This window comes from Pseudomonas sp. SR18 (genome assembly GCF_023701505.1).
Taxonomy (GTDB): Bacteria; Pseudomonadota; Gammaproteobacteria; order Pseudomonadales; family Pseudomonadaceae; genus Aquipseudomonas; species Aquipseudomonas cyclaminis.
On sequence record NZ_JAMQAU010000009.1, the window covers coordinates 154,090 to 174,533 of the forward strand.

The window sequence follows — 20,444 nt, forward strand, 5'->3', positions numbered from 1 at the left end:
GAAAAACCGTTGGGGCTAAAATACTTACCGAGCTTTAAGAATATGCACTAGCCTATGTGTAAGTTCGCGTAAAGCCCCTTGCAAAAGTCCCAAACTTCCCCGCCCCGACCTCAAAAATAACGTGACGAATGTTAAAATTTGTCACGCTTGGCCGTAATCAATTCGATTAGTATCTAGATGCTAGCAGCGATTGAACTGACGGCCTTGCATGCCGCAAAAGGGAGTAGGGTAATGCATTTTTCCAATGTCCTCGCTATTGCACGGACTCCATCGAAGTCGGAGGACTTTCGGGAACTGATAGTTCGCACTGTACCGAATGATTTAAAAGTCGATACACGCAGCTACGGGCAACTAACCGACAATCAGGAAATTCACGCGCACTACCGTGCCATCATTATAGAAATTGATACACCCTCCGCAAGCAATCAAATTCTGGACATCATCAGAAAAACCAGAACCGAAAACCCAGGCTGCACCATATTTGTGGTGGTGACCTTTGCGTCCACCCTCAGTAAAACAAAATACTATCTGGCCGGTGCAGACTACTGCATCAAGGTGGTAGAAACTTCCCCGGAAAAAAAGTTGAGCCTGTTCGATGCATTTCTCAGCGAGAGCGCTCGGCTGAACCAGTGCGGGCTGGTACTCGACCAAGACCGCATGTGTATCTATGGTGACGGGAAAAAACTGGAAATATCCTTTATCGAAATGAAAGTATTGGAAGCCCTTATTCACAGCCGACTCCTTAGTCACAATGAGATCGCTGGCGTCATGGGGCTTAATACCAAGTATTACGACTCCAGAGCCTTGGAAAAATCCATCAGTCGCCTGCGCGGTAAAATCAAAGCGCACTACGGTGAAAACATTATTCAAAACATTCGCGGCTACGGCTACAAACTCAGCCGCGGCCTTATTTGCGCCAGCCATTTCCAACCCACCAAGGAGAGGTAGCGCCGTGAACAGCGAGAAACGACCAGCGGCAGAAGCGGCGACTGTGCAGTTGGCCAGGCAGGCAATTGTCTCGCGCAGCCATGCATTGTGGGGCAGTGAAGTCAGTGTGCTGTGCCCCGGCAATCGGGAACCACGTGAAGTCGCCTACCGCGCGGCCCTACAGCACATCACCCCACGTCACCCTCCGCTGCAGGCCGCCGGCCACCTATTCCTGCGCCTGGATCAATCGGCCTTGATGAATGAAGACATCTTCACGCAGTTGACTCAGGTCGCCCTGGCCTTGGAAAAACACACGCAATACCTCACGCTCAGTATTGACAACCCACTGGACACATTGCCCGGCCCCGTAGAGCGCCGCGCAATGGTCCGCCAACTGTATAGACTCAAAGACCAACGCAGTATCAAGCTGGCCTACAACAACTACACACTGGATACAAAACATGCCGACCTGCTGATCGACCTGAAACTCTACGACTATATAAAGATGCCGTTTCCGGACGCCGCCCTCCGGCTGAGTTTAAACACGCGCTCCGACCTGTTCGATCGGCTCTACGACCGCATGCTAGAGCTGATAAACGCCACCAAAGCCTGCTTCATTGCCGACCATGTCGAGTTTGCCGACAGCGCAATGATGGCTAAGAACTTGCCGTTCGAATATTTTCAGGGCGGTTATTACTCCCCTGCTGACCGCTTATAAAATCCTGCATCTTCCTGATCTCGGTGGACACTATGAGCTCTTTAAAGAAATACGCGTTCAGCCCAACGCTTCCGGCCATCGCGCTGCAAGACTTCACACCCAATGCAGAGGCGTTCCGCTATGACTTAAACGCTGTACCCACGCAGACCCTTACCCTGCCTTCGCAACCCTTCAACGCGGCGCGGCCAGAATCAAGAACACTCGCTGCCAAAGCCCCCGACAACGCGCCGCATCAACAGAGTGGCGCCGACCGAACCCAGGTGTACCCCCAGGACTTCTGGCTGCTCACCCAACACGACCGGATACTGGTCAAAGGCGGCCTGCGCATCGCACTGACCACCATTGAGTCAGCCCTGATCAAAAAGATGCTGCACCATGAAGAGCGCGTGGTCAGCAAAGAAGAGTTGATCCGCAATATCGGGCGCGAGCCGGAACAGTACCGTGGCCTGGAGATGTGCCTCAGCCGCTTGCAGGAAAAGTTCAAGCGGGCCAACGACGGTGAACGTCTGTTTCGCGCGGTCAGAAACCGTGGTTATTGCCTTACACAAAAAATAAAAAAGCCGCTTGAACAGCACCCTTCGCGTCGATAAAAAAATAATAACGTCAGAGTTATGCATCACCCTGCCTATTACCACACTCTTCTACCTGCCCTTTTATAACACCCACTTTAATACCCCCACCTGACCTTGTTATAAGTCGTCAGCCAATGCCCTCTGCCGTTTATTACTATCAACCGGTACGTGCTCGCGCGTGCCCGTTAATTTAGTGCGGTGAGTGCGCAACTTGATTAAACCCTGCCACCACCTGTTGTTACCCCCGGGAGCAGAACCATGCTGAATAACACTAGAATGCATCGCAACCTGGCCCCCAAGGGTTTGACGTTTTGGGGCCAGTGGACGCTGGCGTCGGGTCTGGTCGTTACGCTGTTATTTATGTTGGTGTTTTTCAAGACTGGACAACTTGAGTACAACTATCGAGTGTTGGCCGCTTTTACCATACTTGCCTCTCTTCCCGCGTATAGCGTGTGCGATGTCTACAGCAAAAAGGATGCGTATGGCGTAGGCCTGGGAAGACTGTTCATGGGCTGGCTGCTGACCGTGGGCATACTGTTGGTTGTCGGTGTGGCTTGTAACGCCAGTGCGATGTTCCCCCTGGAAACGCTGTTGCTGTGGGCGGCGGTCAGTTATCCGTTATTGGCACTGTGTTATATCCCGTTGCACAGCCTGTCCCGGTATTACCATCGCCAACTTCACGAACGGCATAAGTCATTGATTGTGGGCACAGGCAAACTGGCCGTCGACCTGGCCAGGACCCTCTCTCGGCAAAAGCGCTCGCCGCTGGTGGGGTTGGTTGGCAGCCGCGCCGAGGCGAGCGAGGATGCACAACTGCAGATCCTCGGCGAACTGCCGCTCCTGCCCCAACTGATCCGCCAGCACGGCATTCGCCGGCTCTACATCACCCATTCACTGCAGGAGGCCACCCACATCGAGGCGCTGTACCTCAATCTGCTCGACATCAGCGTGGATGTGATCTGGGTGCCGGACCTCAACAACATGCTGCTGCTCAACCACTGTGTGGCCGAAGTGGATGGGTTGCCGGCGATCTTCCTCAATGAAAGCCCTTTGACCAGCCGCCCCACCGCTGCCCTGAGCAAATCGTTGCTGGACAAGAGCCTGGCCCTGCTGGCGATCATCCTCCTGAGCCCGTTGCTGTTGCTGTTCGCCCTGCTGATCAAGCTCACCTCCCCAGGCCCGGTGATCTTCAAGCAGGACCGCCACGGCTGGAATGGCGAGGTGATCAAGGTCTGGAAATTCCGTTCGATGCGCGTGCATGACGATCACGAGGTGCGCCAGGCCAGCCGCAACGATTCGCGTATCACGCCAGTGGGTCGGTTCATCCGGCGCACCTCCATCGATGAACTGCCGCAGTTGTTCAATGTGCTGCAAGGGCATATGGCACTGGTCGGCCCCCGCCCCCACGCCATCGCGCACAACGACTACTACACGGGGAAAATCCGCGCCTACATGGCCCGCCATCGGATCAAGCCTGGTATCACGGGGCTGGCGCAGGTCAACGGCTGCCGGGGCGAAACCGAAACCCTGGAGAAGATGCAACAACGCGTCGACATCGATCTGCGTTACATCAACACCTGGTCGCTGTGGCTGGACATCAAAATCCTGCTGAAGACGCCGTTTACCTTGCTGTCCAAGGATATTTACTGATAACACAGTTCAACTGTGGAAGGGGCGCAAGCCCCCTTCACATTGTTGATCCACGGCCTATTCGGTGATCTTGTCGATGTTCTTGTAGAGCAGATCACTGTCGCGCCCATCGGTCATCGAATGCAGCGAATAGGCACGATTCAAGCGCGCCCCACCGTCACGGGTCAGCGGCGCCCACACCAGATTGGCGCGACGCAGGGTCGACAGGCTCATCAACTCATCGAACGGAATGGACAGGTACAGGCCTTTGTCGAAACTGCCTTCGCCGTACTGTTCGGTGGATGCGGTGGTGCGGGTGATCCACGCGCCAATGCGCACGCCGTTGTTGAATTCCCGCGACAGGTCCAGGGTCGCGCCCCAGTCCCTGGCCAGGTAACGGCCGACGCTCAAGGCGCCCTGCACGTTGAATGGCAATGCGGTATAGCCGGTGACATGCCCGGTGACGGTCCGGTAATCGCGCAAGCTGAAGTCCTGCTCGAAACCGCGTTGGCGCACGTAATTCAGGTCGGCACCCAACGCCCAGCGTTGGCCCATCGGGCGATACAGGACTTCGCTGCCGACACCGGCATACATCGACTCAAGCAACCCCCCATAGACCATGCCGTACAGGTCTTGGTCCAGTTGCACCGCATGATTGAGCTGGAAGGTCGGCAGGGTCACATCCGACGCAGTCATGTACTGGCGCAGGTCAGTACGCACGCGCGGTAAGCCGCTGGGTGCGTCGTAGGTAAACCCGTCGTAGTTGTTCAGCAGGTTGACGCTGAGCAGGCCGCTCCACCAGGTGTTGCGGGTGAAACGGTACTCGGCGTCGAGGTCGGCTGAAACCTGATAGAGCAAACCGTCCGGCCCACCGACGTTCTGCTTGTAGCCAAGGCCCACGCCATAGGTCAAGGGCGTGGGCGGCCGGGTATAGAGCACCGTCTGTGTGCGGTGACTGGCACGATTGACCTCCACTTGGCGATGCAGGTCCTGCACGTCCGCACGGTGGTTGACCACCTCGCGAAACGTCTCGCGTGGCACGCTGGTCTCTTCAATCGGCAGTGCGTAGCGCTCGCTGACCAGGGTGAACCAATCGATCTGGTCATTCACACTGTTATCCAGGATCCGACTGGCACGGCCCACCGCCTTGGCGCTGTAGAAGTAGCGCTGCTGTTCGCCGTACACCAACAGTTCCGGCCCGCGCTGGGCAATACGTTGCACGGTGTAGCCGGCGTTATCGTGCAGGCGCCTGGAGACCTCGGCCCAGTCCACCTGGTCCATCGGCGTGGTCGGGGCCTGCGCTGGCAGCTTGGGCGCCGGCGGATCGTAGGTTTTCGCCGGCGCTTTGCGGCTGACGAAATTGGTGTGCAGGGTGATGCCGAACATGGCGGTGTTGCCGCGCTCCCAGGCCGCACTCAGATCGACCGAGTCGGCCAGTTTGTAGACCAGGCCCAGGTTGATCGGCGAGTCCTGGCGCAGCGGGTTGTCACGGGGCTCGCTCTGGTAGTCATTGCCGTCATACTCCAGCTTGAGGCTCAACGGCGCCCAGGGTGTCTGGTAGGCGATGCCGCCGAACAGCGCGGGACGCCCACGAAAGTAGCCGTTGGAAAAACTGCCGGAGCCTTCGGCGGCAGGCCGTTCGTTGAAGCGATCATCCAGCACGCCCAGCGGGTTGCCGAAGTCGCCACGACTGCCCAGGTAACCCCAGGCGATGCCGGCACTGAAATCCATATCACCATAGCGTTTGTTGGCCACCAGGTACTCGCTGGAAAACAGCCCGGTACCGCCCAGGTCCATGAAGCCCAGCGCCACCTCAGGCAGCCAGTGACTTTCCTGATGCAGGCGCATTTTGGCGTCGACGGCCTTGTCCTTGTAGCTCTGGCCACCGCTGAACGACTCGGCGCCATAGGGCCGATTGGTGATCGCGGTGTAGCGAAAGGTGCCCTCAAGCCAGTCCAGCGGCTGCGCCGAAAAACTGTAGCGGCTGTAGGGTTCGGTGCGGTTGGCGTTGACGCTTAGCTCGCCGGTGGGCACCATGCGGGCGGTGGGTGTCTGCAGCAGCCCGACACCGCCGAAATCGCTTTGGGTGTAACGAGGATCGCCATGCACGACGCCACACGGCACCAGCAGCACGGCCGCAATACATAATTTCAAGGCGTGACCTCAGCCAGGGGTTGGGTGGCAAGAAACTCAGCCAATTGCTGATTGAGTTCAGGGGTGGGCGGGTCCAGGTCGTCACTGCGGATCGGCACCAGCAGCGTGCTGCCGGGTGCGGGTGGGACACCCTCCTCTCGGTTCCAGGGGGCGATGCCCAAGCGCGTGATGTGGCCATCGGGCTGGATCAGCCACAGGTAGTCGGCGTCGGCCTGCGCCGATGGCGGGCAACCGTGGAGGTAATCGCGTGCCGGCTGCATCGGCTGGAACACCAGGCGGCATGCCGTCGCGACGGCGCCGAGCACACGAACGTCATCGGGCCTGGGCGGGTAGATCAGGCGGTCGCCATCGCTGGCCAACGGGTTGGGCGCAAAACCCACCTCCACCGCCACCGGGTCGAGCATCGCCACCTGCCGGCCGGTTACCGGTAACGCCTGCACCTGTTGATAAAGCTGAGCCGCGGCACGTGCCCGCCCTTCGCGCCCGGCGGCCAGTGCGGCCCGATGCAGGATGTCCAGGTCAAACAACACCCCGGCCTTGAGCCGTGTCTGTTGCTCCAGCAAAGGGTGGCGCAACCAGGCTGCGCCCAGCCAGTAACCCTGGGCATCCGGTTGCGACGCGGTGATCACATCCAGCAAGCGAGCCTCGGGCGTGAACGGGATTGGCCCCGGATTGCGGACCTCGCCACTGACCTTGATCGCCGCCTGGCAGACACTCGCGCAGCAGCACAACAGCATCAGCGCGCTGAGTCGTCGAACAGTCATGGGGCATCCTTGCGGGTAGGTTGCAACTGGGTGATGGTCAGGGTCAGGCTGGGTGTGAGGTGCTGTTCGCTGTGCACGATAAAACCGTCTTCAGGGTCGACCCAATAGCGGTTGCGCGCATGAAAATCGGCCGCTTCGATGTCTTCGTCCACCCGCAGCAAGGCATAGGGTTTATCGAGAATATCGAGTGTCTCCATGCCCTTGCGCGTCATGCGACTGTGGACCGTGACGCCGAGGCGATAGCCGTCCACCACGTCGGTCTGCCGCGTACTGCGATAGCCATTCGGTACACGGTGCAGCCCCTGCTGGAACGGCGACCGGCCCTGCCAGCGCGTGCCATCCAGGTCAGCCCCCAGGCCCACCGTGCGCACCACCAGCCCGTCGCGCAGCAGCAGCACCTGCTTGCCGGAAGCGACCCAGAATTGCAGGTCGCCACGCTGGCGAATCAGCGCCATCACCCCTTCGCCGGACACCGTGCCGACCTTGATCTGGGGGAACGGCACCGCGTCCACCTGGGCCTGGGTCAGCACCAGCGGCGCCGGCCCGACCACAGCCGCCTTGAAGGTATCGAGGGAGGCATTCATCAATGGATTACAGCCAGCCAACATCCATGCCACGCCCACACAGGAAGCGATTTTCAGACTGTTCACGCAGGTTCCACCCTATCGGCTGCTGGCTTCGCTCAGGTTGTTCTGGGTGGATGCACCAATGCCGATGATTGAAGCGGACGGCACCAGTTGGCTGATAAAACGGTTCCAGCGCGTGATATTCGCGGGGCCGACAAACACCACATCCTGCGGCTGCACGTCAAAACGCGTGGCCAGGGCCATGGCCGCAGGCGATGCGGCTTCCAGCTGAAACACCTGGGCCGGCGCCACATCGATGTGCTGTGCGCCGCGAATCACGTAGATGGCGTCTGCATTGGAGGTGTTCTGGTTGACCCCGCCCACCGAACCCAGCACGTCGGAGAGGTTCATGCTGCGGGTTTTGAAACTCAGCGCACGGGGTTGCATGACTTCGCCCATCACGTAGATGCGCTTGCGGTCGTTGTAGGCCAGGTACAACTGGTCACCGTCCTTGAGGTAAACCTCGCTCAAGCGCGACGCGTCGAGGTTAAGCGTGTCCAGGTCCAGGCTGTAGCGCTTGCCGCCACGGGTAAGCGTGAGGTTCGACAGGTCGGCATTGATCGGATCGATACCGGCCAGGCCCAGGGCTTCGCTGACATTCATGGCGATGGTAGTGATCGGCACCGGGCCGGCCTTGACCACCGCACCGCTGATCACCACTTTCTGGCTGGCAAAACGCAATACGCTGACATCCACCTGAGGGCTGTCAATGTACTGACGCAGCTTGTCGGTGATCTCGCCGCGCAGCGCTTCAATGCTGCGGCCCTTGGCAACCACCTCACCCACATAGGGATAGAACAGGTTGCCCTCTGGGCTGACCAGCCGGCCGTTGGCATCGATCTGCTGTTGCGGGCCGGACGGCGCGGTGAGCTCCGGGTGATCCCACACCGTGATATACAGCGCATCATTGGCGCCGATCAAATACGGGCCGGGTTTATAACTCAGGAGTTCTGCCGGGATGGAGTAAGGCACTTGAGTGGCGGCGTCCATCGCCAACAACTTCGGGGTAATTGGAATTAACTCCACGCGACTGTTTCCAGCCCCACCCTCTTCAGTCAGGGCGGCGGTGTCCATATATTGACCCGGTGCAAACATGCAGCCTTGCAACACGGCGGCGGCCACGACAGCCATAGAAAAAATACGCATCATAGTGTTGGAACACTCGCGATAAACGACAAGAAAAAAAGACCACTTGGGCGGGGAATCCAAGCGGTCTTAAAAGCGGAAAGTGTGTAACTAGTTGCTGGTACCCGTAGTGCCAGTGGTGCCGGTGGTACCTGTGGTGGTGCCACCATTGGAGCTGCCGCCGCTGTTTGAAGCGGCCGCAACTCCCGCCACGAGGGCAGCGCCAACCAACAGCGTTTGCCCCACCGTCACGCTCCCGACTACTGCGGTATCCAGCCCCAACGGCGTCTCGGCGGCCATCGCCGAAGTACTCAAGACACTGAGCGCTATAATAGCCAGTGATATTCTCATCTCAGACTCCTTATCATCAGTGAGCAGGCAAACCGATAGTGCCATCCAACTAAACAGCACGCCAGACTGATAACTTTTAACCCGCTTAGTTAAAAATAACGTTTTCCCGACGAAGCCCCCGGCGCTCAATGCATTGAGCCCCGCGAAGTTATTTAAAACGTTATTAATTGTCAGAAAACTTCACACCCTGCCGTACTTGTCTTCAAACCGCACAATATCGTCCTCGCCCAAGTAAGAACCCGACTGCACCTCGATCAGCTCCAACGGGATCACCCCCGGATTTTCCAACGCGTGCACTTGGCCGATGGGGATATAGGTCGACTGGTTTTCCGCCACCAGGTAGGTCTGTTCGCCATTGGTCACCTTGGCCGTGCCACTGACCACGATCCAGTGTTCGGCGCGGTGGTGATGCATCTGCACCGACAGCTTGGCCCCCGGCTTCACGGTGATGCGCTTAACCTGATAACGCGGGCCATTGTCCACCGAGTCGTACATGCCCCACGGCCGATATACTTCGCGGTGGTTGAGATGCTCCTGACGCCCGGCCTGCTTGAGCTGGTCGACAATGGCCTTGACCTGCTGCACCTGGTCCTTGTGCGCCACCAGCACCGCGTCCTTGGTTTCGACGATGATCAGGTCTCGCACGCCCACCGTAGCCACCAGCCGACTGTCGGCGTGTACGTAGGTGTCGCGGGTGTCCAGGGCCAGCCCATCGCCGCGTATCACGTTGCCGCTGGGGTCTTTGTCACTGGCCTCCCACAGCGCCGACCAGGAGCCGATATCACTCCAACCGGCCTTCAGCGGCACCATCACCGCGTCGTCGGTTTTTTCCATCACGGCGTAGTCAATGGAGTCATCCGGGCACGCGGCAAATGTCGCGGCGTGCACGCGGGTAAACGGCTGATCCTGGCTGCCGCCTTCCAGCGCCACGCGGCAGGCTTCGAGAATCGCCGGCTGGAAACGCTCCAGCTCTTGCAGGTAACGGCTGGCGCGGAACATGAACATACCGCTGTTCCAGTAATGCGCACCGCTGGCCACATACGCCGCAGCGGTGGCGGCGTCCGGCTTCTCGACGAAGCGCTTGACCCGGTAACCTCCCTCACCCGCCGCCGCGCCCTGCTCGATGTAGCCGTAGCCGGTGTGTGCGCTGGTGGGGGTGATGCCGAACGTCACCAGCTTGCCGTCCCGGGCGAACGCCAGCGCCACTTCCAGGCTGGCGTGAAAGGCCGGGATGTCGTCGATCAGGTGGTCCGCCGCCAACACCAGCAGGATCGGGTCCTGCTGTTCGGCAAGCGCCTTGCATGCCGCCAACGCAATGGCCGGCGCAGTGTTGCGCCCCACCGGTTCCAACAGGATGCTGGCTTGCTCCATGCCTAGATGACGCAATTGCTCGGCCACCAGGAAACGGTGCTGTTCATTGCAGATCAGCTGCGGCAACGCCACGTTTGCCCCGCTCAGGCGGGTGATGGTCTGCTGCAGCATCGACAGGTGCGCATCGGTCAGGCGCAGGAACTGCTTGGGGTTCAACTGGCGAGAAAGCGGCCACAGGCGCGAACCCGAACCGCCTGCCATGATCACGGGTAATAACATCAGGACATCCTCGGGAAACACAGAGTCAGAAATAGGCGCGGGTGTGTTCATGCACCCGCGGGCTGATGCGCAGTTCGTCCTGGGACCACCATCGGTACTGCTGGTGTTGCGCCGTCGGCGGCTGCAGGACTTGGCCCTCGGCCAGCTCCAGGCAGTAGCTGAGCACCACATAATGGGTGTCCGGCCCCGATCCGGCGTTGGCAAACACACTGTCATCGTAGAAGTGCTCGAACACCCCCAGCAGCCGCGCTTCGGCACGCTCGAATGTGCACCCCAGTTCATCGCGGGTGATGCGGCGGAATGCACTGTCGAAGTTTTCGTTTTTCTGGATCCGCCCGCCAGGCACAAACCAGTAACCGTAGGCCGGCCGATTGACACGCAAGCCCAGCAAGGCCTCGCCACGGCCGTTTCTCACCACCAGGTCGATGGCCACCAGCGGCGTCGACGCGACGACCGTATGGAAGGTCGGTAAATCAAGCCACATACCCATCAAACCTGTGCCAGAAAACGTTGCAGAATGCGTTCCTTATCGAGGAACTCCTTGGCATAGTTCAACGCCACCTCATTGCGTGCCGGCAATGCCAGCGCCCGTTCAATGCCTGCGTTCAGGGCCGCGACGGACTCGGGTTCGATCAACACGGCAATACCAGGATGTTCCTCGCACAAACGGCCGAGGGTGGTGCCAGGGTCGGCGGTGATGATGGCGTGGCCGCCCACCGCCAGGATGTTGGTCAACTTGGAGGGCAACACCGAGTCCGCCACCCCGCGCTTCTGGACTACCAGATGCGCGTCGGCCGAGGCCAGCAGCGCCGGCAAGTCCTCGTAAGCCTGCAACGGCGCAAACACCACATTGTGCAGGCCGTCGCGCTGCACACGCTCCAACAGGCGCGCCTTGCCGGTGCCCTGGCCGACGATCAGAAACACCAGCTCCGGGCGATGAGCATGGGCCTGGGCGGCGTCGAGGATCAATTCCACGCCTTGCTTCTCGCCAATGTTGCCCGAGTACAGCAACACCCGCGTGCCGGGCGGCACACCGAGGCGCTCCAGCAGCACACGGTTGCGGGGCACTTGGCGAAAGCGCGTGGTTTCCGACCAGTTGGGGAAGAACAACAGCCGCTGGCTGCGTACACCTTTGCCACGGGCCTTGTCGAGCATGCCGCTGGAGATCGTCGAGACCCGGTCAAAGCGGCGCAACAGCCAGCGCTCAAGCGCAAACGCCATCCGGCGCAACAGCGTGCCGCCGCCGATGCCCAGACCGAACATCGCGTCCACTTCATAGTCCTGGATATGCAGCACCGAACGCGCGCCACTGAGCTTGGCCAACAGCAGCGCCTGGGGTGCACAGAACAGCGTGGGCACCACCAGGATCACCAGATCCGGCCGCCAGCGCAGTTGCCCCAGCACCGCGAAAAACGAGCTGGCGGAGAAGCTCATCAGGTGCAGCAAGCGCGTCAATGCCGTGGGCTGGCGCGGCACATACAGCGGGCAGCGAATCACGGTCACACCGGCATCCTGCTCGGTACAGAAGCGCCACGGCGAATAGCCCTCGCCCACTGCCCAATGCGGGTAATACGGCGGCGCCGTGACGACCCGCACGTCATGCCCCTGACTCGCCAACCAGCGCGCCTGCTCGCCGCTGTACTTGCCGATGCCCGTCAGCTCCGGGCTGTAATTGATGCCATACAGAAGGATCTTCATCACTGGCCCCGCGGCTGTTCGAGCGCTGCAAGGTAGGCGTTATAGGTATCGCGCAGGCCCTCCTCCAGCGGCACGTAGGCCTCCCAGCCCAGGGCGTTGATACGGCTCACATCGAGCAATTTGCGTGGCGCGCCATCGGGCTTGCTGGCGTCGAAGCGCAAGCGCCCCCTGAAGCCTGTGACCCGCACCAACGCCTGGGCCAGATCGGCGATGGTGCAATCCATGCCGGTGCCGACGTTCAAATGCGAACACATCGGCTGGGTGTGCTCGCGGTAGCGTGCCTGGCCCAGCTCCATCACATGCACACTGGCCGCCGCCATGTCATCCACGTGCAGGAACTCACGTCGAGGTTGGCCACTGCCCCAGATCAGCACCTCGTCATCCCCGCGCTGCGTCGCCTCGTGGAAGCGCCGCAGCAAGCCCGCGATGACATGGCTGTTGTGCGGGTGGTAGTTATCGCCCGGGCCGTACAGGTTGGTCGGCATTACGCTGCGGTAGTCACGGCCGTGTTGGCGGTTGTAGCTTTCGCACAGTTTGATGCCGGCGATCTTGGCCACGGCGTATGGCTCGTTGGTGGGTTCCAGGGCGCCGTCGAGCAACACCGCTTCGATCATCGGTTGCGGCGCATGCACCGGGTAAATACACGACGAGCCGAGGAACAACAACTTCTCCACGTCATGGCTGTGGGCGGCGTGGATCACGTTGGCCTGGATCATCAGGTTCTGGTAAATGAAGTCCGCCGGGTACGTGGCATTGGCGTGAATCCCGCCGACCTTGGCGGCGGCCAGGTACACCTGATCCATGCGGTGCTTGGCGAAATACGCGTGCACCGCCGCTGAGTCGAGCAGGTCCAACTCATCGCGGCCCGCCGTGAGGATCCGGGTGTACCCCAAGGCCCACAAACGCCGCACGATGGCCGAACCGACCATGCCGCGATGGCCGGCGACAAAGATCCGCGCATCAAGATCACGAGCCATGCTCAGTTCTCCACGGCAATCGGTGCGTCGTGGCCATGCAGGCGCAACAGTGCATGGCGCTGGGCGATCTTCAAGTCCTCGCGCACCATCTCTGCACACATCTCCTGGGCGCTGATTTCCGGCACCCAACCGAGTAAGCGCTTGGCTTTGGCGGGGTCGCCCAACAGCGTCTCGACCTCCGCCGGGCGAAAGTAGCGCGGGTCCACCCGTACAATCACATCCCCTACCAGAATGCCCGGGGCCAGGTCGCCATTGACCTGCTCCACCACTGCCACCTCCTCCACACCTTTGCCGACAAAACTCAAATGCAGGCCCAGTTCCGCCGCCGACCAGCGAATGAAGTCGCGCACCGAATACTGCACACCGGTGGCGATCACAAAGTCCTCGGGCGTGTCCTGCTGCAGCATCATCCACTGCATGCGCACGTAGTCCTTGGCGTGGCCCCAGTCGCGCAGCGCGTCCATGTTGCCCATGTACAGGCATTGCTCCAGGCCCATGGCGATGTTGCTGAGGGCGCGGGTGATCTTGCGGGTCACAAAGGTTTCACCGCGACGCGGCGACTCGTGGTTGAACAGGATGCCGTTGCACGCATACAGCCCATAGGCTTCGCGAAAGTTCACGGTGATCCAGTAGGCGTACAGCTTGGCCACCGCGTAGGGCGAACGCGGGTAGAACGGCGTGGTTTCCTTCTGCGGGGTTTCCTGCACCAGGCCGTACAGCTCGGAGGTGGAGGCCTGGTAGAACCGGGTCTTCTTTTCCAGGCCCAGCAGACGGATGGCTTCGAGGATGCGCAAGGTGCCCAGGGCATCCACGTCGGCGGTGTACTCCGGTGAGTCAAAGCTCACGGCCACATGGGATTGGGCGCCGAGGTTGTAGATTTCGTCGGGCTGGATCTGTTGGATGATACGCGTCAGGTTCGACGAGTCCGCCAGGTCGCCATAGTGCAGCACCAGGTTTTTGTGCAGGGCCTGGGGGTTCTGATACAGGTGATCGATACGCTGGGTATTGAACGACGACGAACGCCGCTTGAGGCCATGCACGGTATAGCCTTTTTCCAGCAGCAGCTCCGCCAGGTACGACCCATCCTGACCGGTAATCCCGGTGATAAGCGCAACTTTGTTCATGTCTGTCTCCCAATTTATAGGCGAGCGAGGGTCGACACCCAGACTTGGGTGTTTGTTGAAAACGCTCGGTTACTTCGGTGTGGGCAGGTTCAAGTTATGGCCGGTCAACTTCGAGAGTTCCCGGACAATGGCTTCCTTATCGTTTAAATGGGCAATCGCGGTTTCCAGCTCCAACACTTTGGCGCCCACCAGAAAGCGGTACCAATAGCCCTGGAGCAGGTGATAGACCAGGCCGCTGCGGCCATCGAGAAACCCCAGCTGGATGATGTAGCGCCACAGGAAATACGCGGTGGAACTCACAGTAAACGGCACCCGGTTGTACAGGCGGTGCTTGACCAACCGCTTGGTCTTGGCCTGCAACGAACTCTGCCCTGCGTGCAGGTCGTCGCGGATCACAAACAAGCCCAGCCGGGCGTTCAGCACTTCAATCGCTTCGCGTGTGGCGTACTGGTTGTGCTTGTGGGTGAAGAAGGTCAGGTCATGCAGATTGTGGTCGGCAAACCCGCCTTCCAGGGTGATGGTGCGGCCTTCGGCCACCGAGATGTGCTCGTCCATCCAGCGGTCTTCGATACGACCCTTCCCGGTGCGCCACAGCCGCAGCATCTTCAGCGGGTAGCGGCCGCCATGGCGCACCCAGCGCCCCATGAAGATATGCTTGCGCTTGAAGTTGATGCCGGTGACATCGTTTGCCAACAAAGGCAGTCGCGTATTGATCGCGGCGGCCAGGTCAGCCTCGATGATTTCATCGGCGTCCAGGCGCATCGTCCAGTTGCCGGTGATCGGCAGATGGTCCAGCGCCCACTGGAACTGTCTGGCCTGGTTGACGAACGGGTGCTGCACCACCAGCGCGCCGTGGCGCCGGGCGATGTCACAGGTGTCGTCGCTGGAGAACGAATCGACCACCAGCACTTCGTCGCTGAAGGCACGCACCGACTCGATGGCCCGGGCGATGTGCAGGCTTTCGTTGTAGGTGAGGATGATCACACTGACGGTTTCTCGGTTCATCTCAACCACCGTGCAGTTGCAGGACTTCGGTGGTGAGCCGGCGCGGTGAACGCGCGGCCCGGAAATGGCTTTCCAGAGGCAAGCCCACGGCGATCATCATGATCAGCCGCTCGCTGGCCGCTATAGCGCCGATACTGCGGATTTTCCGTTCCACCGAGTTGAGGATCGCCAGGTTCAGCGGGCACGCCCCCAGGCCGTTGGCATGGCAGGCCAGCAACAGCCCCATGGAAAACAACGCGCCGTCGACGTAAAGCTGGTTGCGCTGGCCGGCGCCGCCCCAGGCGGTGACTTCCGAAGTGACCACAAACAGGTTGTCCACCGACTGTGCAAAGCCGCGCGAACCGCCTTGCAACTCAAGCAGCTGCGCGATCACGACGCGGTCCTGGTACACATGCACCCGCGACGACTGGCGGTTGCATTGCGAAGGCGACGACTGCGCCAGCTCCACCAGCGAGGTGAGCAAGCCACTGTCAATCTTGCCGGCCTTGAACATCCGGCAACTGGAGCGCGATTGCAGGAACGCCTTGGCGTCCAGCCCGCCATTGCCCAGCCATGGCGCGGCGCGCTTGATACCGCCGGTGCCGGCGGTGCCGTCGCGCTTGAGGTGCTCGACATAGGCGTCCAGGTAAAACACAAAATCGTCGCTGATGCCGAGCGTACGATGCAGGTCCAGATAGCCCTGGAACGCGCCGAGGGCCATCTCCAGCGGCAACGCCGAATAAGTGCGGTCATATTCGTTGAGCATGTGGATGATGCCGTTGATCTTGTCCTTGCCGAACAGCGGCTTGGGCTCCTTGAGGGACAGGCCTTTTTCCACGGTGTGGGTTTCGATGAGGATCTTGTAGAACAGCTTCTTGTTGCGGCTCTCCAGCGGCGAATAGCCGTTGTGGCGCATAAACGTGAGCATGTCGCGAAAAAACTCGCTGACGAACAACATCAACTTCCATGCCTTGGCCATCATGCGTTTCACCTGTTTCATAGTGCGATGTCTCTCGGTTTGAGGGCGCGGCATGGCGCACCGACGCAAATCATCCAGGCCGGCAGGTCGGCGGTGACCACCGACCGCGCGCCCACCACGCAGCCCTCTTCCAGCACACAGCCGGGATGGATAAACGCTTCGGCAGCGACCCACACGTGGTCCTTGATCACGATCTCCCGGGTCACCAACGGCCGCAGCAGGCTGCGGGTGTCATGGGTGCCGGTGCAGAGGAAACTGCGCTGGCTGATGGTGACCTTGGAACCCAGGGTGATCCGCGCCATGGCGTACACATCCACCCCGTCGGCGATGGCGGTGTAGTCGCCGATCTCCAGGTTCCACGGGGCCCAGATGCTGCAGGTGGGCGCAATCCGGCACCCCTCGCCGATCCTGGCGCCAAAGCAGCGCAGCAGCCCGCGCCGCCAGCCATGCAACATCCAGCGCGGCGTGGGGCGAAACAGCAGTTGATACACGATGCCCCACAACAGGCGTCGGGCCTTGTCACTGTGGGGCAAGGTGTCCACGTACTTGAGTTGGGCGAAGTCGCTCATGACTGGAGCGCCGCCAGCTGTTCCAGCAAGTAGCGTTCGCCCACCTGCTGCAATGCCTGGCGCCGGGCGCTGACGGCGACCCAGTCGATGGGCGCGGCAATCAAGCGTTGCACCTGGCCTGCGTCGTCCGCCGGCAAAAACCGCTGGGACAGTTCAAGCTTCTCCAACAGATTGCGCACCCGCGCGTTGAGCGAGGCCTTGGTGCCCGGCAGGCCCACGGCGATAAACGGCTTCTCGAAAATGATCGCGAACACCGTGGCATGGAACGAGTTGGTCACCACGTAGGCGCTGTCCTTGAGCAGCTTGAGCCAGTCCTGGGGGCCGACCTGCACGGTCTCGCCGATCTGGCGCCAGCGCCGGTGCGCGTTGTACGGCGAGACGATCGGTCCGGCCACATGGCGGGACAACGCCTGGGCCACCTCACGCACGCCCACGCAGGTGCGCAGCGCATAGCAGAACACGTGGCCGGTGCGGGTCTGGCTGGCGGTGGCGAGCAGCGCTGAATAATCGCGGTGCAGCAGCGTCGGATCGGGCACGCAATGGGCGGCCAACCCGGCGACCTGCTGCACGATAGCCACCCCGCTCTCTTCGCGCACACTGATCGCCGACAGCTGCTTGAGCAGGCCTTCGGCTTCGGCGTGGTACTCGGGTTCCAGGTATTCCTTGCCGAAACTGGCTGCGTAGGAAATGCGTCGAGTCGCCTTGTCGCAGTCGAACGCCAGGAAGTACGCAGGGTCCAGGCCGGTCTGGCCCGAGGGGTTCCAGATCTGGTCACTGCCCGCCACCAGCAACTGCTGGCCGGCAACCGCCTGCTTGAGCTGCGCGGCGGTGGCGTAGCGCGGCGCCTGGATATTCAGGAAACGCGCCTTGAACGCCTGGAATTGGCGCGACTGGACATTGGGCCCCAGCACCTGGGTTTTCAACGCCAGGGCCTTGAGGTACAGCGCCTTGAGGTTGGCCTTGAGCTGGCGTGGGCTGAACAGTTGACGCAACTCGCTGCCGTCCTCCACATAGGCCGGGTGGTAGTTGATCAGGCTGACCTGCAAGCCCTGCTGCTGCAGCCAGCGCTGCAACGCATAGGCTTGCAGCACGGCGCCGAAGTTCTCGCTGAAATGGTAGGTCAGTATCCCGGCCTTCACGGGGCGTACAGATGCGTTCATGAACCAGCCTGTCTGAGTGAGGAATGGATTGGGCGCGCGGGCGGGCGAACGGCCTGGCGGGCAGGCGCGGCCGTGTTGAGCAGGCCGATAAGCATCGACCACACCAGCAAATAACTGCCATCGAAGGTGGTGAAGAACTGGTAGCTGGTCTTGAACGAAAAAATCAGCAGAATCGCCACCACCGCCAGCGACACCGGGGTGCGCGGCAGGCCGCTGAACAGCAGGCAGAACAGCGTCACACCGACGACGCCCAGCTTGGCGGTCACCCCCCAGTAGCCGTTCTCGATATCGAACTTGGAATTTTCGAACCAGCGCTCGTCATTGGTCGGCACGCCGGGGGTCAATTGCTTGGCCAGGCCATTGCCAAGGAACACCGTGGCCGGGTTGTCGAGGAACGACTCCTTGGCGTGGGCGATCTCGAACGCGCGGGTGACGTCTTCGCCCTTTTCCTCGAACAAGTACGTGGCAAAGCGCGACACTGCCAAGGGGCTGGCATAGAACGTCAACGTACCCAGGGCACCGATGGCCACCACCAATACCGCCAGGGACTTGACCTTGCGCTGCGTGATTGCCGACAGCAGGATCATCACGGCCATGGCCGCGAGGATGGTCTTGGAGCCGGCCGCCAGCAGTGTGACGGCGATGATCAGCATCAGGCCGATTTTGCGTTGGCAGCAGGCGTAGAAGAACAGCAGCACGGCCGAGCTGGTGGGGAACAACATGATCCGCCCCACTTCGTCGCTGGATTTGGAGGCAGCATTGGTCAGGTCGATGCCCACGCCGTACAGGCTGACCTGCAACAACTGGCCGAGGGCGAAGAAGTAAATGATCCGCTCGATAATCCGTCGATAGCCAGGGCTGTGGGCGCGGGCGATGTTCTCCACATTGGCCTGCACATAGCGGTACCCCGCCAACAGCAGCACAAAATAGAAAAACGGAATGCCCGAGCGCATGAACTGATACAGGGAAATCTTCGCCCCGCTGCTCACCAGCACCTGCAACACGCTGGCGGCAATCACCAGTGCCAGCAACGGCAGTGCCCGGCTGAAACCGCGCAACCCATACACCACGAACGGCAGCAACAGCAGCAACGCCAACGGCTGCGACAGGTTATTGCTCAACGCCAGCGGCAACGCAAAAAACGTCAGCGGCAAGTACAGGGTCAGGCGCGCCTGGGACAGCATCATGGGCCCACCTCCCCGACGCGAATCACCCGCAGGTAAACCAGCACCACCAACTCCGGCATTGCCAGCAACAGAGACGCGCCGAGCAGTGGATCGATGTGTGCCCTGCCCGCCAGCCACAGCAACAACGCGGCCAGGCTGCTCACGGCGTAGATCACCGAGGTGCGCGTATGGCGGTTGGTGGAAATCAGCATCGCCGCGAGGATGAACCACGCCACGTTGAGAATCGTATGGGCGCCGATCAGCGCCAATGACACGCGGTCCACCTGCACCAGGCCATGGCTCCACAGCGTAATGATCTGCGGCCCGGCCCAGATGCCTGCGCCGTACACCAGCACGCAGAGGCCCAGGACCATTGAACTGGCGCGCTGGGTAAAGCGTCGCGCCTGGTCGAATTGCCCGCGCCCGGCCAGGCGTGATATCTCCGGAGTGAGCGCATTGCTGCAGGTGATGCCCAACTGGATGATCAGCCGCATCAGGGTGCGCGCCATGGTGTAGCCCACCACCACTGCCGGGCCGGCGATCTGGTTGAGCACTTGCAGACCGCCTTGCAGGGTAATGGCTTGCGCCAGCGGAATAGCTGCACTGCCCACTGCGGGTTTCCAGATACCGCGAAACTCGGCCCACGACGCCGAGCCCAGCCCCAGCAACGGCCAGGGTGAAATACGCCGTACAAACAGGGTCACCAGCAGCAGGAACAGCACCTGGCTGAAAAACATGCCCTGGGCCAATTGCAGCTCCGAGCCGCCGAGCAACAGCACACCGATCGACAACATAATGTCCAGGGTCCTGCGGTTGGCCATGATAAAGACGCCACCGACAGTCCTGTCGATGGTACGGAACCACGCGTCAATCGGCCCTCCGAGCAGCCGCGTGCACAGGTAGCCGGACATGAACACCACCACCAGGCTCGCTTGCTCGGGCGCCAGGGTCTTGAGCCTGAGCAGCGTCACCCAGTCGAGCCACTGGCCAAGGGTCAGGGCGAACACCAGCACCAGCCCCACCACCGCCAGGGTAAATGCCAACGCGGTCTGTACACTGCGCCGCGCACCGGGCACATCGCCCTGGCTGGCGCGCAACGTGGCACTGGTGGCGGACGCCTGGGCGACACCGAAATCGAGCAGGCTGAGCATCGACGGGATACCCGTGAGCACGAGCCAGTCGGCATAACGCCCGGTACCCCAGGCGTGCAGGAAGAACGGCACCAGCACCAGTTGTGCCGCCAGCGTCACCAGTTGGGTGTAGCCATAACTGAGCACGTTTAGGCGAAAGCGGCGCGACAGCGAACGGGGCATTTCAAGCGCCTTGTTCAT

20 protein-coding genes are annotated in these 20,444 nt (G+C 60.9%); 4 read left to right on the forward strand and 16 right to left on the reverse strand.

What is annotated here, in order from left to right:
- Positions 1-231 precede the first annotated feature (231 nt).
- From NDJ82_RS15430 to NDJ82_RS15445, 4 genes are all read left to right on the forward strand, one after another.
- Positions 232-948 carry a winged helix-turn-helix domain-containing protein gene (locus NDJ82_RS15430; protein WP_099586846.1) on the forward strand — a complete coding sequence of 239 codons (717 nt, stop codon included), beginning with the start codon at positions 232-234 and terminating at the stop codon, positions 946-948.
- Between the two features lie 4 nt (positions 949-952).
- Positions 953-1,645, forward strand: a complete 693-nt coding sequence (locus NDJ82_RS15435; RefSeq protein ID WP_250925797.1) for a YuxH family protein — start codon at positions 953-955, stop codon at positions 1,643-1,645.
- Between the two features lie 32 nt (positions 1,646-1,677).
- Positions 1,678-2,235, forward strand: coding sequence for a winged helix-turn-helix domain-containing protein (locus NDJ82_RS15440; protein WP_191946264.1), 558 nt, complete (start codon positions 1,678-1,680; stop codon positions 2,233-2,235).
- A gap of 240 nt (positions 2,236-2,475) precedes the next feature.
- The gene (locus NDJ82_RS15445) at positions 2,476-3,867 is read left to right on the forward strand and encodes an undecaprenyl-phosphate glucose phosphotransferase (protein WP_099586849.1); all 1,392 of its coding nucleotides are present in this window, start codon (positions 2,476-2,478) and stop codon (positions 3,865-3,867) included.
- A 57-nt stretch (positions 3,868-3,924) separates the two neighbouring features.
- On the opposite strand, the gene NDJ82_RS15450 is transcribed toward NDJ82_RS15445, so the two are convergent.
- From NDJ82_RS15450 to NDJ82_RS15525, 16 genes are all read right to left on the reverse strand, one after another.
- On the reverse strand, positions 3,925-6,000 hold the full coding sequence (locus NDJ82_RS15450) for a YjbH domain-containing protein (RefSeq protein WP_250925798.1): 2,076 nt from the start codon (positions 5,998-6,000) through the stop codon (positions 3,925-3,927).
- Positions 5,997-6,764: a capsule biosynthesis GfcC family protein gene (locus NDJ82_RS15455; protein ID WP_250925799.1), complete on the reverse strand. Its 768-nt coding sequence runs from the start codon at positions 6,762-6,764 to the stop codon at positions 5,997-5,999. The genes NDJ82_RS15450 and NDJ82_RS15455 overlap by 4 nt, the downstream gene beginning before the upstream one ends.
- Positions 6,761-7,414, reverse strand: coding sequence for a YjbF family lipoprotein (locus tag NDJ82_RS15460; RefSeq protein ID WP_250925800.1), 654 nt, complete (start codon positions 7,412-7,414; stop codon positions 6,761-6,763). Before NDJ82_RS15460 ends, NDJ82_RS15455 begins: the two co-directional genes overlap by 4 nt.
- Before the next feature lie 12 nt (positions 7,415-7,426).
- Positions 7,427-8,539, reverse strand: a complete 1,113-nt coding sequence (locus NDJ82_RS15465) for a polysaccharide biosynthesis/export family protein (protein WP_250925801.1) — start codon at positions 8,537-8,539, stop codon at positions 7,427-7,429.
- 87 nt (positions 8,540-8,626) lie between these two features.
- Positions 8,627-8,866 (reverse strand): hypothetical protein, encoded by a 240-nt coding sequence (locus NDJ82_RS15470; RefSeq protein WP_224793926.1) that lies wholly within the window; start codon positions 8,864-8,866, stop codon positions 8,627-8,629.
- Positions 8,867-9,046: 180 nt separating this feature from the next.
- Positions 9,047-10,456, reverse strand: coding sequence for a mannose-1-phosphate guanylyltransferase/mannose-6-phosphate isomerase (locus NDJ82_RS15475; protein WP_250925802.1), 1,410 nt, complete (start codon positions 10,454-10,456; stop codon positions 9,047-9,049).
- Between the two features lie 25 nt (positions 10,457-10,481).
- A complete protein-coding gene (locus NDJ82_RS15480) occupies positions 10,482-10,940 on the reverse strand; it encodes a GDP-mannose mannosyl hydrolase (protein ID WP_099587033.1) in 459 nt (152 codons plus the stop codon).
- A 5-nt stretch (positions 10,941-10,945) separates the two neighbouring features.
- Complete coding sequence (locus NDJ82_RS15485) at positions 10,946-12,154, reverse strand: glycosyltransferase WbuB (RefSeq protein ID WP_099586854.1); 1,209 nt, start codon at positions 12,152-12,154, stop codon at positions 10,946-10,948.
- Entirely contained in the window at positions 12,154-13,131 is a 978-nt protein-coding gene (fcl, locus tag NDJ82_RS15490) for a GDP-L-fucose synthase (protein ID WP_250925803.1), read from the reverse strand. Before fcl ends, NDJ82_RS15485 begins: the two co-directional genes overlap by 1 nt.
- Positions 13,132-13,133: 2 nt before the next feature.
- Positions 13,134-14,255 carry a GDP-mannose 4,6-dehydratase gene (gmd, locus tag NDJ82_RS15495; RefSeq protein ID WP_250925804.1) on the reverse strand — a complete coding sequence of 374 codons (1,122 nt, stop codon included), beginning with the start codon at positions 14,253-14,255 and terminating at the stop codon, positions 13,134-13,136.
- 69 nt (positions 14,256-14,324) lie between these two features.
- Positions 14,325-15,260, reverse strand: coding sequence for a glycosyltransferase family 2 protein (locus tag NDJ82_RS15500; protein ID WP_250925805.1), 936 nt, complete (start codon positions 15,258-15,260; stop codon positions 14,325-14,327).
- A gap of 1 nt (position 15,261) precedes the next feature.
- On the reverse strand, positions 15,262-16,239 hold the full coding sequence (locus NDJ82_RS15505) for a nitroreductase family protein (RefSeq protein ID WP_250925806.1): 978 nt from the start codon (positions 16,237-16,239) through the stop codon (positions 15,262-15,264).
- Entirely contained in the window at positions 16,236-16,787 is a 552-nt protein-coding gene (locus NDJ82_RS15510; RefSeq protein ID WP_099586859.1) for an LbetaH domain-containing protein, read from the reverse strand. Before NDJ82_RS15510 ends, NDJ82_RS15505 begins: the two co-directional genes overlap by 4 nt.
- Positions 16,784-17,947, reverse strand: a complete 1,164-nt coding sequence (locus NDJ82_RS15515) for a polysaccharide pyruvyl transferase family protein (protein ID WP_250925807.1) — start codon at positions 17,945-17,947, stop codon at positions 16,784-16,786. Before NDJ82_RS15515 ends, NDJ82_RS15510 begins: the two co-directional genes overlap by 4 nt.
- Positions 17,944-19,134, reverse strand: coding sequence for an O-antigen ligase family protein (locus NDJ82_RS15520; RefSeq protein WP_191946272.1), 1,191 nt, complete (start codon positions 19,132-19,134; stop codon positions 17,944-17,946). Before NDJ82_RS15520 ends, NDJ82_RS15515 begins: the two co-directional genes overlap by 4 nt.
- Positions 19,131-20,426 (reverse strand): lipopolysaccharide biosynthesis protein, encoded by a 1,296-nt coding sequence (locus NDJ82_RS15525; protein WP_250925808.1) that lies wholly within the window; start codon positions 20,424-20,426, stop codon positions 19,131-19,133. Before NDJ82_RS15525 ends, NDJ82_RS15520 begins: the two co-directional genes overlap by 4 nt.
- Positions 20,427-20,444 lie beyond the last annotated feature (18 nt).